Source organism: Staphylococcus agnetis, assembly GCF_011466855.1.
GTDB classification, from domain to species: Bacteria; Bacillota; Bacilli; order Staphylococcales; family Staphylococcaceae; genus Staphylococcus; species Staphylococcus agnetis.
On the sequence record NZ_CP045927.1, the window covers coordinates 1,630,977 to 1,644,752 of the forward strand.

15 protein-coding genes are annotated in these 13,776 nt (G+C 35.1%); 1 reads left to right on the forward strand and 14 read right to left on the reverse strand.

The window, feature by feature from the left end:
- Positions 1–168: 168 nt before the first annotated feature.
- The 14 genes from sigB to GJE18_RS08365 all read right to left on the reverse strand — a co-directional run bounded on the left by sigB (position 169) and on the right by GJE18_RS08365 (position 12,329).
- Complete coding sequence (gene sigB, locus GJE18_RS08300) at positions 169–939, reverse strand: RNA polymerase sigma factor SigB (RefSeq protein ID WP_060551512.1); 771 nt, start codon at positions 937–939, stop codon at positions 169–171.
- Complete coding sequence (gene rsbW / locus GJE18_RS08305; protein ID WP_037567547.1) at positions 914–1,393, reverse strand: anti-sigma B factor RsbW; 480 nt, start codon at positions 1,391–1,393, stop codon at positions 914–916. The genes sigB and rsbW overlap by 26 nt, the downstream gene beginning before the upstream one ends.
- Before the next feature lie 2 nt (positions 1,394–1,395).
- Positions 1,396–1,722, reverse strand: coding sequence for an anti-sigma factor antagonist (locus GJE18_RS08310; RefSeq protein ID WP_037567545.1), 327 nt, complete (start codon positions 1,720–1,722; stop codon positions 1,396–1,398).
- 80 nt (positions 1,723–1,802) lie between these two features.
- On the reverse strand, positions 1,803–2,807 hold the full coding sequence (locus tag GJE18_RS08315) for a SpoIIE family protein phosphatase (RefSeq protein ID WP_060551513.1): 1,005 nt from the start codon (positions 2,805–2,807) through the stop codon (positions 1,803–1,805).
- Between the two features lie 59 nt (positions 2,808–2,866).
- On the reverse strand, positions 2,867–3,220 hold the full coding sequence (locus GJE18_RS08320) for a type II toxin-antitoxin system PemK/MazF family toxin (protein ID WP_037567539.1): 354 nt from the start codon (positions 3,218–3,220) through the stop codon (positions 2,867–2,869).
- A complete protein-coding gene (mazE, locus tag GJE18_RS08325; protein WP_060551514.1) occupies positions 3,221–3,391 on the reverse strand; it encodes a type II toxin-antitoxin system antitoxin MazE in 171 nt (56 codons plus the stop codon).
- Between the two features lie 84 nt (positions 3,392–3,475).
- A complete protein-coding gene (gene alr, locus GJE18_RS08330; protein ID WP_165886133.1) occupies positions 3,476–4,624 on the reverse strand; it encodes an alanine racemase in 1,149 nt (382 codons plus the stop codon).
- Positions 4,625–4,729: 105 nt separating this feature from the next.
- Positions 4,730–5,080, reverse strand: coding sequence for a holo-ACP synthase (acpS, locus tag GJE18_RS08335; RefSeq protein WP_060551516.1), 351 nt, complete (start codon positions 5,078–5,080; stop codon positions 4,730–4,732).
- Positions 5,081–5,151: 71 nt separating this feature from the next.
- Positions 5,152–5,658 carry a PH domain-containing protein gene (locus GJE18_RS08340; protein WP_157951749.1) on the reverse strand — a complete coding sequence of 169 codons (507 nt, stop codon included), beginning with the start codon at positions 5,656–5,658 and terminating at the stop codon, positions 5,152–5,154.
- On the reverse strand, positions 5,642–7,129 hold the full coding sequence (locus GJE18_RS08345; protein WP_060551518.1) for a PH domain-containing protein: 1,488 nt from the start codon (positions 7,127–7,129) through the stop codon (positions 5,642–5,644). Before GJE18_RS08345 ends, GJE18_RS08340 begins: the two co-directional genes overlap by 17 nt.
- On the reverse strand, positions 7,122–7,598 hold the full coding sequence (locus tag GJE18_RS08350) for a PH domain-containing protein (RefSeq protein WP_060551519.1): 477 nt from the start codon (positions 7,596–7,598) through the stop codon (positions 7,122–7,124). Before GJE18_RS08350 ends, GJE18_RS08345 begins: the two co-directional genes overlap by 8 nt.
- Positions 7,599–8,081: 483 nt before the next feature.
- Positions 8,082–9,569, reverse strand: a complete 1,488-nt coding sequence (gene cshA / locus GJE18_RS08355) for a degradosome RNA helicase CshA (RefSeq protein ID WP_060551520.1) — start codon at positions 9,567–9,569, stop codon at positions 8,082–8,084.
- Between the two features lie 307 nt (positions 9,570–9,876).
- Positions 9,877–11,247 carry a UDP-N-acetylmuramoyl-tripeptide--D-alanyl-D-alanine ligase gene (locus GJE18_RS08360; protein WP_107368557.1) on the reverse strand — a complete coding sequence of 457 codons (1,371 nt, stop codon included), beginning with the start codon at positions 11,245–11,247 and terminating at the stop codon, positions 9,877–9,879.
- Between the two features lie 11 nt (positions 11,248–11,258).
- Positions 11,259–12,329, reverse strand: coding sequence for a D-alanine--D-alanine ligase (locus tag GJE18_RS08365; RefSeq protein WP_060551522.1), 1,071 nt, complete (start codon positions 12,327–12,329; stop codon positions 11,259–11,261).
- Between the two features lie 164 nt (positions 12,330–12,493).
- Between GJE18_RS08365 and GJE18_RS08370 the strand changes: the two genes are divergently transcribed.
- Entirely contained in the window at positions 12,494–13,693 is a 1,200-nt protein-coding gene (locus GJE18_RS08370) for an FtsW/RodA/SpoVE family cell cycle protein (protein ID WP_060551523.1), read from the forward strand.
- Positions 13,694–13,776 lie beyond the last annotated feature (83 nt).

The window sequence follows — 13,776 nt, forward strand, 5'->3', positions numbered from 1 at the left end:
GTCGTTATCACATAAAATAGCTGAGACCTATAAAGTCTCAGCTATTTTAGTATGAACTTATAAAAAAACCGCGGTAACACTTTTAATGTGTTTCATAGTGTGACCCACGGATATTGATATATATATATAATGACATATTTCTATTAAACGTTCTTAACCGCATCACTTTTACTTTCTTGCTGCTTCTTGTAATTTTTTTATCGCTGTGCGTTGTAAACGAGAGACATGCATTTGGCTTAATCCAATACGCTCACCCGTTTCTTTTTGACTTAAACCGTCAATAAACGTACATTGAATAATTTCACGTTCTCGGTCTGAAAGTATCGGAATGATACGCTCTAAAATCATGCGTTTTTCAGTCAAGTCATAATTATCATCTTGGCTTCCCATAATGTCTAACAACGTTACAGTTGAACCATCTTTATCCGCTTCAATCGAATGGTCGACACTTAATGCGTTATAACTTTGTCCCATTTCCATAGCTTCTAAAACCTCTTCTTCTGTCACTTCTAAGCGTGCTGCGATTTCTGAAATGGAAGGTGAGCGTTCAAGCTCATTCGTAAGTTCATCGCTGACTTTTTTAATTCTAGGACCAATTTCTTTAATGCGACGTGGAACGTGCACACTCCATGTTTTGTCACGTAAATATCTTTTAATTTCACCAATCACTGTTGGAACTAAAAATGCTTCAAATTTACGATCAAAAGAAAGATCAAATCGATTGATAGCACCTATCAGTCCCACCATACCAACTTGTACTAGATCTTCATGATGTGATTGTCCTTTAGAATATTTATATGCTAAAGATTCGATGAGTTTTTCATAATGCATGACAAGCTTTTCTTGTGCAACTTCATCTTGATGCTCTTGGTGTTGCTTAATCCAGTCGTTGATTTGTTCAGGTGAAACAAAATTAGCTGATTTCGACTCTTTCGTCATTGTTTCGCACCTGCTCTTTTTTTATATACTTGATCATACTAATTGTTACACCAGTTTCTTTATCTACTGTAACTTCATCCATTAACGACTCAATTAAGAACAACCCTAAGCCACCTTCACGTAAGAAATCAATATTCTCATTCTCTTTGTATGGGCCTAGTTGTTGTTTCGTCTCTTGATAATTGAAACTTTCTCCTTGATCCGAAACGATAATTTTAATATGGGTATCACATTTTTCAAAACCGATGTTAATATAACCTTTTTCTTTTTTATCTTTATATGCATGTTTTACAGCATTCGTAACGGCTTCACTTACAGCGATTTTAGCATCTTCAATATCATCGTATGATGCACCCGCTTGAGTAAATACGCCAGACAATGTCAATCGTATTAAACTTACATATTCTGCTGATGCTGGAAGTCTCATTTCAATAAAATCATTTTTTTGTGACATAGTTATTCGACCTCCGTCCCTTCATTCACATGCATTAAATCATTTAACCCTGTTATTTCAAATAATCTTTTAATTCGGTCATTTACACCTAGTATATATAATTCCTTGTTATTTTGATTTAAAGACTTTAATGTGCCTACAAAGAGACCTAAACCTGTTGAATCCATATAAGATAGGTTTTCTAAATTTACATGAATGTCATGCGTACCTGCTTGTCTAATTGGTACTAAAACTTTCTCTAGTTCAGGTACAGTAGCAACATCCAATTCTCCACTGACTGCGATGTCATAATAGTGTTCATGTTTTTGCGATTCTATATTAAGGTTCATTATTATTTACACTCCTACAAATATACTCTACTACGGGATTTTACCCACTTCTATGTTGCTTTAATCTAAATTTATAGAAATTAATTGACTCTTTTAATAATTAATATTGTTAGGTCGTCGCGTTTACCTTCTTTATGTAGACGTAACAACTTTTCGTATAATAATTGCACAATGTCTTGAGGATGTAATTCTTTATAGCCTTTTATGAATTCAAGCAGTTTATTTTTATTTATAAAATCTCCATCTTCATGACGTATTTCGGTAACACCATCAGTAAAAATGATAATGAGATCGTTAATATTGATTTTAATTTCTTTTTGATCGTATCTTATGTGAGGGCTCACACCTAAAATCCGGCCCCTCACATCAATTTCTTCAAATTCATTTTCTTCTGCTCGGAAAATGTACCCTGGCTCGTGTCCAGCTGAACTGCAATATAAAATATGATTCATTTCTTCATATAAGCCATAAAACATCGTAATGAACATATTTTGGTTAACGTTTTTCTCGACAACTCGGTTCAACCGCTTCAAACCATCATTAGGTAATTGCGAATGCCCATAAGAATCCATACCAAACTTAATCATACTCATGGCTAATGCAGCAGGAATACCTTTACCAATGACGTCTGCTACAGCAAAACTCATCGTGCCATCTTTATGATCTATTAAATTGAAATAGTCACCACTTACACGTTGTGCAGCAACAGATATAACACCGATTTGAATGCTATCAAATTGAGGAATTTCTGTTTTTAACATTGTTTGTTGAAGTCGAGATGCAACGTCTAACTCTTTATCATGAATTTCCATTCGGTCAATTAAATCTTTATAATCTGTGTAATTAAAACCAAAACTAGATATTACTTTTTCTAGTACATCCATACTATCTACAAGTTGGCCATGGGAAAGTTGATGTTCTTCTGCATATTTCTTATGCATTCGAACGATATCTTCTGGTGTGACACCTTTTCCAGTAATATGGTCCGCATAACTCCGCGCCGTTTGAAGTGTCTGGCTTTTATTTTTATCTTTTATAAATGCATCTACTAAATCAAAGTAGCGCACTTCATTTTGATGCGTCAAATGGACTTCCCCCCTTTTGTAACATGGTAAAAGGCTTTAGGAAATACAAATCCTAAAGCCTATTTATGTTGGTTCATGTGCAATCCTAGACTAATTCCAAGTGCAGCGTTCACTTCTTTCATCTTTTTATCTGAAAGATATGTCAACTTTTCTTTAAGTCTCTTTTTATCGACAGTTCTTATTTGTTCTAATAAGATAACTGAATCTTTATCGAGCTTATATTTATGTTTTTCAATTTCAACATGTGTTGGAATTTTTGCTTTATTAATGCGTCCAGTAATTGCAGCTACTATAACCGTTGGACTATACTTATTGCCAGTATCATTTTGAATGATAACGACAGGTCTGACTCCCCCTTGTTCCGACCCTTGAACTGGCGATAAATCTGCTAAATAAACGTCGCCACGTTTCATTTAGTCATCCTTATTGTTAGATAATAAGTGTGTTTCGTTACAGTCACAAGCTTCACACTCGACTGAGTATGCTTCAGTTGCTAGGGAGAGATTTAAATCCGCCATCTGAACATACCCTTCTTTTAATGATTGTTCTAAGCTTTTACCTCTTATTTGATAGAATGCTGACATAAGTAGGACCTCCATATCAATAAAACAGATATAATTTTCCTTGATTCCATTTTATGATATCAAAAATCCTATATAATAACCATACTATTTTAATAATTCGTTGGATATTTCACACAATTGTTGTGTTTTGTATATTCTTGCAACGCGTCTACTCAAATTGCATAAAACTTCATAATTTATAGTATTTTGTTGTGTCGCTAATGCTTCGACTGATTGAGGAGAATGTGCTATAGGCTCTATTAACGTTACAATATCTCCTGGTTGTGTCGTTTCGGGTACATGAATCGCCGTTTGATCCATACTTACACGCCCTACTACTTTACATTGATGTCCATTGACCTTTACATCACTGCCTTGCATACTACGTATATAGCCATCTGCATACCCTACAGGTAACAAGGCAATTGTCATCGCTTTTTCAGCTGTATACGTTTCACCATATCCAATGTTTTCACCAGGTTCTAACGTTTTCACTTGCGTTATCGCCGAGGTCCATTGCAAAGATGGCCTTAATTTAGCAGTCACTTTTTCCTCAATAAATGATGAAGGATAATAGCCATATAGTGCAATGCCTGGACGAAATGCGTTACAAATTGATGGATCAAATCTTAAAGCGCCAGCTGAATTTTGAATGTGTACATAAGGGGGTTGTTGTGTACTTTCGACGAGTGTTTTAAATCGTTCATATTGTAATTTAGATGTATCATTATCAACGTCGGCAGATGAAAAATGTGAGAACACGCCTTCGAATTTTAAATTAGGGTGTTGTTCAATGAGTTGTATTACCTCATGATATGTCTCTGCATCTTTAATGCCTAAACGATTCATACCTGTATCAAGTTTAATATGCATCCATACATTTTTTTTAGCCTCTTCGTCTATATGTGCAATCGCTCGTTCAAGCCATTCTTTCGATGGAACGCCTATGGCTACACGATGTTGAATTGCTTTATTAATAGCATGTGGCGGTACACTTGATAAAATTAAAATCTTCTCTTTGATACCATGCATTCTTAATTCAATTGCTTCATCTAAAGTGGCAACACAGAAAAACTCCGCACCTAAATCACGTAAATGTGTCGCGATTTGGATACTACCCAAGCCGTATGCATTTGCTTTTACAACTGGCATTATCAATTTATTTGGTTGCAATTTTACTAATGCATGGTAATTATCTGTTATCGCATCTAAATCAATGGTTAATTCCGTTGAACGAAAATATTTATCTGACACAATTGTCACCTTCCTAAAATCAATCTCTCTTAACAAATATGAGCAGAGACATCTAAAACACATCTATATTAGATGATTTTAATCTTTTACTCTGCTCTAAAGCACTTATTGTTCTATAATGACTTGGCTCACTGCATAATGTTCTGTATGTGAAATAGACACATGAACGGTGAAATCTTTATATGCGATTGTGGGTTTACCATTTTGATCATTTTCACAGTGAATATCTTTAAATGCTATGTTTTCGCCAAGACCTGTTCCTAAGGCTTTACTCATTGCTTCTTTACATGCAAATCGTCCAGCAAGAAATTCAAGCTGGCGTTTTTCAAGTTTAAAACTATTAAATCGCTCTAATTCTTTAGCTGATAAAATGCGCTCTGGAAAACGTGCTTGTCGTTTCAACACTTCTTTTAAACGGTTGATTTCCACTAAATCGATACCGATACCATAAATCATTAGTTTCCCTCATTTTCTCAAATATCTTTTTTATTTTCATTGGACTTAAGAATGACTACGACATTCAATCATTATTCATCTGACGTGTTAGCCTCTAATCTTTGATGCAATGCACCACTCTCATCAATCATACCATGTTGTCTAATGAAAGCATTTAATTTTTGCGCTTCATCTTTATGAATTAATTTTACTGAAACTAAACCTCCTGCAGTATGCATTAATATATTAGCAAGATGATAACGTCTCATAATCCATCCTTCTTCAATTTCTACATTTTGAATGCGATATAAAGGGACATGGGTTTGTTTAATAAAAAATAAGCCTTTTTGTATAAATATTCTATGTTCATCATATTGATATTTAAAAATTGCATATCGATAACGTGGCGCCACGAAGATAAAGTACAATGCTAATAATATGACGAGGACAATACTAACAATCATCATGGTTTTAAATGATGGCCACTTTAAAAAGTATGCGCTCAACATGTAACCCGTAGCAAAACTGAGACAGATGCACGTATACAGTATGCCTCTAATCTTTAATACACGTAAGCCTTGCTTATGCATTGTTTTCATCACGACCACCTCCATTGGTATACCACTTTCGATAACGTGCAACTGTGTTGACATCATGAAAACGTAATCCAATCTTCTCATTTGTATTTCCTTTTGCTACTAAAAATGCAAAATGACTTAGGTTTGCTTTTTGCATCAATGGATGCGCACTTTGACGATAACCAATGACTTTGTCGCGTTTAAAATATGAGGTGCGATAACCAAATAACGTTACTTGTTTTAATGACATTTGGGACTCATTTATAGCAACGCCCGACTGGTGGATAGCCACATAACTATGAAAGATTGTGTAGCCAATAATCAACAGCGTTGGTAGCCAAATCCATGGGCTATAGTAAAAATGCCCTAATGTGGCACATCCAATGAGCATGACACTTATAATCCAAAAGCGACGATGAAACCCACGCCACGGTAAGCCGGTTGTAATTGGATTAAATTGAAGGTGTGGTGTGATGTCTGCAATGATATGTTGTGCTAAACGACGTTCAATAAATGGTAAAATCATCACTTTACCATTTGAATGTTCATCTTCTTTAACTGCGTGATCGCTCGTAATAATATACGCATAAGACGTATAGCCAAACAACGTTCTCATGAAAGAACGGTCTTCAACAACGGCCTGAATTCTAGTAATAGGTATTGTCATTCGGCGTATATTGAGTAATCCAAATTTCATATGCAAGTAGTCACCATGTCGATGTAGCGTAAATCCATAATATTTTATCATCGTGATGATGACACCAATGATATAACTGACGACCAATATAATGCTTAAAATAATTATAGTAGCATACACTTGATGGTTAAATACATGATTTACACTTCCAAATAGCCAATTCCAATCAATATTGTTTTGGAATGTACCAATAATCGGTCCTACCGTAGCTAGCGTCACTAAAATTGCACCACTTGTCATAGCCATAAACAACAAATTTTTAGTTGATAATGTAAAGAGTACCTCGGCTTCATAATGCGCGTTTGATACTGTATTCTCCAGATACTCTTGTTGTGAGGTTTGATGTAAATGACCTTTTACTTTTTCAACTTCTTCACGAATACGCTCACTTTGTAACTGAGTAATGGTATCCAATTCAATACTGTCACTAGGCGTTTTAAGTTGTAAATTGACACCACCAAAAATACGGTTAATGATAGATTGATTCGCATCGATGGATTGAATGCGTTTGATATGTAATTCTTTACGTTCGAGGTTAAACACACCCGTTGTAACAATAAAGTAATCATCCTCTATCCAATAGCGCGTTTTATATACACGTACGATGTTGATACAAAAACTAATTAAGAAGACAATAAAAAAGATACCTGGGACAACATAACTCCAAATATCATACCACTTAAAGCTATCAAGTTGAAAAAAGATGAAAATAATAAACACGAAAATATTTTGTTTGATAGCCTCAATTAACCCTGTGATATATGAAATGGGATGTAATTTTTGTGGATTATACATCATCCTCACCCCTTTCTAAAACAGTCATACAGTGTATTGCGATATCATTCGCTTGAGTCTCTAATAAATAAGGTAAAGCGATTTCATGTCCTGCAGTCGTTATTTTTAATTTTTTTAATTTATAATATGTAGCTAATGGATTGGTCACATTTTCTATATATTGAATCCGTTCAATTTTAATTGCTTGGTAGTGTTGAAACCAAACATTTTTACGAATTTCAACGACCTTAGTGTGAATGCGGTATGTATAAAAATGATAGGAAACAATCGGATAAACAGTACGCATGATGATATTTAATACGAGACATATCACGAGTACATACGTCCATACGATATGCCAAGCAAATAGGTGAGCGCAATACAACAGAACGGATAAAACACAAATCTCAACTAGCAATTGAAGGACGTTGCTTGTGATACTATAAGAAAGTGTAGCTTTGGATGGTTTTAACATCGATCCTTTCAACATACATATCTCCTTTACCAAATATTATTATGATTATAGCATACATTAAAATTGTATCGAATATATCATAGAATTTAATATCAATCTCACATCGTCATTATCATCGCGATATCATTAAACTTAAACAAAAACGGCTGAGACATAAATCATTAAACCTATGATTGTCCCTAACGCCTCGCTTTTCTAGACGCCTTACTTCAACTAGGGAGCAAAAATCTCTTAGATTTTGCTCTCAAAATGGATTTTCGGTTGCGGCTAAATGCCTCAGAAGTCTCGGCTAAGGAATCAATCACAATTCATCATAGTGTCCATCACTAAGACTAAATTAATTTATATAGATAAATAATAGCCAGCAAAGTTCATGTACAAAATGAATTTTGCTGGCTTATTTTAATTAACAGGTCTGCTTTGTCTCAGCCCTTCTTTATGTTAAATCATGCTCTTTTATCCATTGAGATGGTTCTAGCAAAGAAACGATCTCACACACTATTTTTGATGATCTGCGAATGTGCGTCCCTTTTTCACTTTAGATTCACGTTTTTCTTTGTGATTGTTACCTTTTTTACTGAAACCTGATTTGTTGCCACGTCTTGACTTCGCATGACGTTTGCCACTACCGCCTTTACGATTACCTTTTGGTTGACGGTTTTTACGTGCAAGAGGCTTTTCAAAGGTAAGTTGTACTTCAACTTCATCATTTGACTCCACTAGTTCTTGTAATAGTGCTGTCACTAAATCAGAGTGATCGTACACTTCAAGTAATTGTTGCGCGATACTTTCAACACGTGGTTCTTTCGTTGCAGCCATCCAATTCTCAACTTTTGATTTAATTTCTTCTTCACGTGCACGTAACACTTCTTTACGGTGTGGTGGACGTAATGCACGCATTTGACGACGGTTCGCTTGTTCGATTTGACGAATGTAATCCATTTCGATTGGATTTACAAATGTTACCGCCATACCTTGTTTTCCTGCACGTCCTGTACGACCAATACGGTGTGTGTAACTTTCAGTATCTTGAGGAATATCAAAGTTATAGACATGGCTTACACCAGAAATATCTAGTCCACGTGCGGCAACATCTGTTGCAACAAGGATATCGATTTGATCATTTTTAAATTTTTTCAAAACTTCTAATCGTTTTGCTTGCGTAATATCCCCATGTAAACCTTCTGCTTTATATCCCTTCGATAAAAGCGCACTTGTTAATTCATCAACGCGACGCTTTGTACGGCCAAAAACGATAGCAAGTTCTGGTTGATGCACATCTAAGAAGTTTGTGAAAGTGTCAAATTTTTCTAGTTCTTTCACAATTGTATAAAACTCATCAATTTGAGGATCAGATAATTCATTGTTCATGGTTTTAATGATTTGCGGTGATTTCATGAACTTCTGAACAAGTTCTTGAATTGCTCTAGGCATTGTTGCTGAGAACAACATTGTTTGACGATTCTCGGCTGGTAATTTATCCATTATGTAGCGCATATCATCAATAAAGCCCATGTTCATCATTTCGTCTGCTTCATCTAAAATTAACGTTTCTACATCTTGTGTTTTAAGCGTACGACGATTTAAATGATCAATCACACGTCCAGGTGTACCTACGACAATTTGAGGCCCACGCTTTAATGATTTAATTTGTCGATCGATCGGCATGCCACCAAATACCGTTACAACTTGTACTTTTTGCCCACGGCTAAATTCACGTAATTGTTCTGCTACTTGCATTGCAAGTTCACGTGTCGGTGCTAAAATCAGAGCGCGCACACCTTCTTGGCCCACTACTTTCTCTATTAATGGGATACCAAATGCACCTGTTTTACCTGTTCCTGTTTGTGCTTGGCCCAAAATATCTAAATTTTTAAGAGCAGATGGAATGCTATCCTTTTGTATCGGTGTAGGTTCCGTAAATCCCATCGACTCTAATGTTTCAGCTGTACGTTCTGAAACACCTAAGCTTGTAAAATTTTGCAAAGTCATTCTCCTTTTTTGGAATGTTTATTCTCATAATTTATCTCAATAATGATTTTTCCAACTTCTCCATATTAACACCTGTAAACCAAATGCGCAATAAACCAATCTTAACTCATATCGCTTAGATGCGTATTTATTTCACTTTAAAAATACTAACTGCAAGCCTCATCATTTCTTCATTACTGTCGTTGATGTTTTCTATCAATTGCCTTTTTGCACACGATTATAGACATATTCAAAGTACGATATAAAAAACATGACATCTATAGTCATTTAAGACGTTATGATGTCATGTTTTGTTTAATTTTTATTTTGCATCAATAGTGATTAAACCATCGACGACTTCTTCCAATTTCATACCACGCGATCCTTTAACCAATACTTTATCCTGTGAATTTAATATCGATTTAACGTATTTAATCATTTGCGATTTATCACTAAAATGTATGGCTTCTTGTACGTGACGCTTCCCTTTTTCGTGAATATCGCGCGCCGCTTCTCCATACGTATAGAGCATGTCGATATTTTTGTCTTCTAAGTAATGTCCAACACTCATGTGGAGTGCTTTTGATTGTTCACCTAGTTCAAGTACATCGCCAAAAATTAAAACTTTACGTCCATTCATTTGACTTAACGTATCAATTGCAGCTTTCATACTTGTAGGACTTGCATTATAAGCATCGTTAATAACGGTAGCACCATTAGGCGCTTCAAATTTTTGCATGCGCATACCTGTGAGTTTTAAATCATTCAATTGAGTTTGAATTGTTTGATGATCTACGCCGAGTAATGACGCAATCGTGATTGCGATGGCTGCATTACGCATATTATGCGCTCCAATAATTGGTAATTGATAGTCGACCTCATTATTGATTGAAAACGAAATGCCATGCTCGTCATGAGATAAAATTTTACAACGCATTTGATTATCCCGATTTAACCCGACACTCATGCATTGTGCCTCATTTAAAGTCTCAATATGTGGCTTTAGTAAAGGCTCATCGCCATCATAAATTAATTTACCATGAGGTTTCATTCCAGAAACGATTTCAAATTTAGCTTTGGCAATACCCTCTCTAGAGCCTAAATCTTGCATATGAGATTCACCGATGTTTGTGATAACAGCAAAATCAGGTTGAGCGATATGAGACAATAACTCTATTTCATGAAAGCCTGACATACCCATTTCTAAAATAGACACTTCTGTATCGTTATCTAACTCTAAAATGGTTAAAGGTAAGCCAATTTCATTATTATAATTACCTATCGTTTTTTTTACACGATAATTTGCTTTCAATGTATGCTCAATCATATCTTTCGTTGTTGTTTTACCATTTGACCCTGTTACAGCAATAACTGTAGGGTTTACGGCTAGGATATAGGCTTTTGCCAATTGCTGTAGTGCGTCTAAAGCATCTTTAACAAAAATGACAGGACCATTTTGAGGCACCTCAATCTCACTGTCTGATTGGAAGAATGTTGCACCTGCCCCTTTATTCAATGCTTGTTCACAATATTGGTGACCATCTACATTTTCGCCCTTGAATGGTATGAAAAGTTGGCCTTGTTGGACGTTACGCGAATCAATAGTCACACCTTTAATCGTATGCGTTAAATATTGTTCATCGATTTCACAATCAATCCACGTTTTGAGTTGTTGTAAGCTTATGTCAATCATCGTGTCACCTTCTAATCAATTTTGTGCTTATTTTTTTGTTTATCTTGGTGACGTTCTTTCGCTAATGTAATCAGTTTTGTAATTAATTCTGGATAAGAAACGCCCATATTTTCCCATAATTTCGGATACATACTATACGCAGTGAATCCAGGCATTGCATTGGTTTCATTAATATAAATTTGATCATCCTCTGTAACGAAGAAATCTGCGCGGAGAATACCTGAACAATCTGTTGCTTTAAACGCTTCAACTGCCATATTACGTAATGTCATTTGTACTTCCTCATCTAAATCAGCAGGAATAGACAGTTGTACTTTACCATCTTTATATTTCGACTTGTAATCATAGAACGCGACATCTTTTATGACTTCTCCTGGCCATGTCGTTTCAGGGTAATCATTACCAAGTACAGCAACTTCAATTTCTCTTGCATTAACGCCTTGTTCAATAACAAGTTTACGGTCAAAAAGAAATGCTTCTTCAATCCCTTGGATTAACTCTGCTTCATTTGAACATTTACTAATCCCTACACTTGATCCTAAATTCGCAGGTTTTACAAATACTGGAAATTCTAATTTATCCTGTACCAGTTTCAAAATGTTATGTTGGTATTTTTCATATTCGCTACGTAAAAAACTCACATATGGCAGCTGTGGTAAACCACGTTGTGCAAATAATTGTTTCATTACAAGTTTATCCATTGAACTTGAAGCTGCAAGCACCCCATTACCAACATATGGCAAGTCGAGCACTTCAAATAATCCCTGAATCGTACCATCTTCTCCATTCGGGCCATGTAATAACGGAAAAACAACATCATAGCGTCCACCTAGACTACTACGTGTTAACATTGAAGAAATTTCACCCTCAAGTGAAGCATCTAAATGTAGTCCGTTAATGTCAGTAATTTCATTAGTAATATTCTCTTTCTTTCTCCAAATACCTTCATTTGTAATGTAAATAATGTCAATTTGATACTGCTCTTTATCAATTGCATTTAAAACATTTTGTGCTGTTAAAATAGACACATCATGTTCGGCACTTTTTCCGCCGTATATAATACATAAAGCTTCTTTTGACATAAGTCCGCCTCCAAATCGTATTCTAAACTCAATATTACCATGAGAAAGATCAGAAATGCATGTATTTTCAAATGAATCACAACTCTTGTTAGCAAATTAATGCGAAGTTCTGTACAATCGTTATATAATTATTACATGATATTCTTTTCGTAAAGGAGATAACTATGGCTTCCTCACGTCAACAAACTCAAAAATCTTTACGACATCGCTTAGATTGGAAACTTATCACACTCATTTTAGTGCTGTGTTTGATTAGTGTTATGACTATTCAATCTGCTATGGGTGGCGGACAATATAGTATGGATTTTGGCATCAGACAAATTTTTTATTACATATTAGGGGGTATACTTGCATTTTTGATAATGATTGTCTCCCCTAAAAAAATCCGAAAATATACCTTCATTATCTATTCTATATTTATCTTTTTATTGATAGGATTAATTCTTTTACCTGAAACATCGATAACACCTATTATCAACGGTGCCAAAAGTTGGTATCGCTTTGGCCCTATCAGTATTCAACCATCTGAGTTCATGAAAATTGTATTGATTCTTGCAATTTCCAAAGTCGTCGCTCAACATAATCGTTTTACGTTTAACAGATCCCTTGAAACAGACATGATTCTTATACTGAAAATTATGGGTGTCACGTTTATTCCACTACTTTTAATATTGCTACAAAACGATCTAGGTACAACACTTGTAGTCATGGCGATAATCGCTGGTATCGTAGTAGTGAGTGGTATTTCTTGGAAAATACTTGCGCCCTTATTCGGTGTCGTCATTGTATTTGGTGGAAGCCTTATTCTTTCTATATTATATAAACCGAGTTTAATCGAAAATATTGCTGGTATTAAAACCTATCAGTTAGGACGCATTAACTCTTGGCTAGATCCATACACATATAGTTCTGGAGATGGTTTTCACCTCACAGAATCTATGAAAGCAATTGGATCCGGACAATTAATAGGTAAAGGATTCAACCAAGGTGAAGTATATATTCCAGAGAACCATACAGATTTTATATTCTCTGTTATTGGTGAAGAGTTTGGTTTCATAGGTGCTGTCGTATTACTTGTGATTTATTTATTGTTATTAATGCATCTTTTAAAAAGCGCATCTCAAACTACAGACTTATTTAATAAATCATTCATCGTAGGGTATGTGAGTTTATTACTTTTTCATATCGTTCAAAATATCGGAATGACGATACAACTCTTGCCGATTACAGGTATTCCATTACCATTCATCAGTTATGGAGGAAGTGCTTTATGGAGTTTAATGGCGGGTGTAGGTGTACTTCTCAGCATGCGTTATCACGCACCGAAAAAATACAATGCGCCTACTGACAAAACACCTTTATAATCACCTTTAACATTTTAATCAGAACATAAAAACAGACTAGGATAGTACATCCTAGTCTGTTTTTTTAACGCATTTAAACAAAA

What these genes read in the sequence shown, in the direction of transcription:
- sigB (WP_060551512.1), bottom strand. Translation starts at nt 939, where the DNA reads ATGACGAAAGAGTCGAAATCAGCTAATTTTGTTTCACCTGAACAAATC.
- rsbW (WP_037567547.1), bottom strand. Translation starts at nt 1,393, where the DNA reads ATGTCACAAAAAAATGATTTTATTGAAATGAGACTTCCAGCATCAGCA.
- GJE18_RS08310 (WP_037567545.1), bottom strand. Translation starts at nt 1,722, where the DNA reads ATGAACCTTAATATAGAATCGCAAAAACATGAACACTATTATGACATC.
- GJE18_RS08320 (WP_037567539.1), bottom strand. Translation starts at nt 3,220, where the DNA reads ATGAAACGTGGCGACGTTTATTTAGCAGATTTATCGCCAGTTCAAGGG.
- mazE (WP_060551514.1), bottom strand. Translation starts at nt 3,391, where the DNA reads ATGTCAGCATTCTATCAAATAAGAGGTAAAAGCTTAGAACAATCATTA.
- acpS (WP_060551516.1), bottom strand. Translation starts at nt 5,080, where the DNA reads ATGATTTATGGTATCGGTATCGATTTAGTGGAAATCAACCGTTTAAAA.
- GJE18_RS08340 (WP_157951749.1), bottom strand. Translation starts at nt 5,658, where the DNA reads ATGAAAACAATGCATAAGCAAGGCTTACGTGTATTAAAGATTAGAGGC.
- GJE18_RS08345 (WP_060551518.1), bottom strand. Translation starts at nt 7,129, where the DNA reads ATGTATAATCCACAAAAATTACATCCCATTTCATATATCACAGGGTTA.
- GJE18_RS08350 (WP_060551519.1), bottom strand. Translation starts at nt 7,598, where the DNA reads ATGTTGAAAGGATCGATGTTAAAACCATCCAAAGCTACACTTTCTTAT.
- GJE18_RS08360 (WP_107368557.1), bottom strand. Translation starts at nt 11,247, where the DNA reads ATGATTGACATAAGCTTACAACAACTCAAAACGTGGATTGATTGTGAA.
- GJE18_RS08365 (WP_060551522.1), bottom strand. Translation starts at nt 12,329, where the DNA reads ATGTCAAAAGAAGCTTTATGTATTATATACGGCGGAAAAAGTGCCGAA.
- GJE18_RS08370 (WP_060551523.1), top strand. Translation starts at nt 12,494, where the DNA reads ATGGCTTCCTCACGTCAACAAACTCAAAAATCTTTACGACATCGCTTA.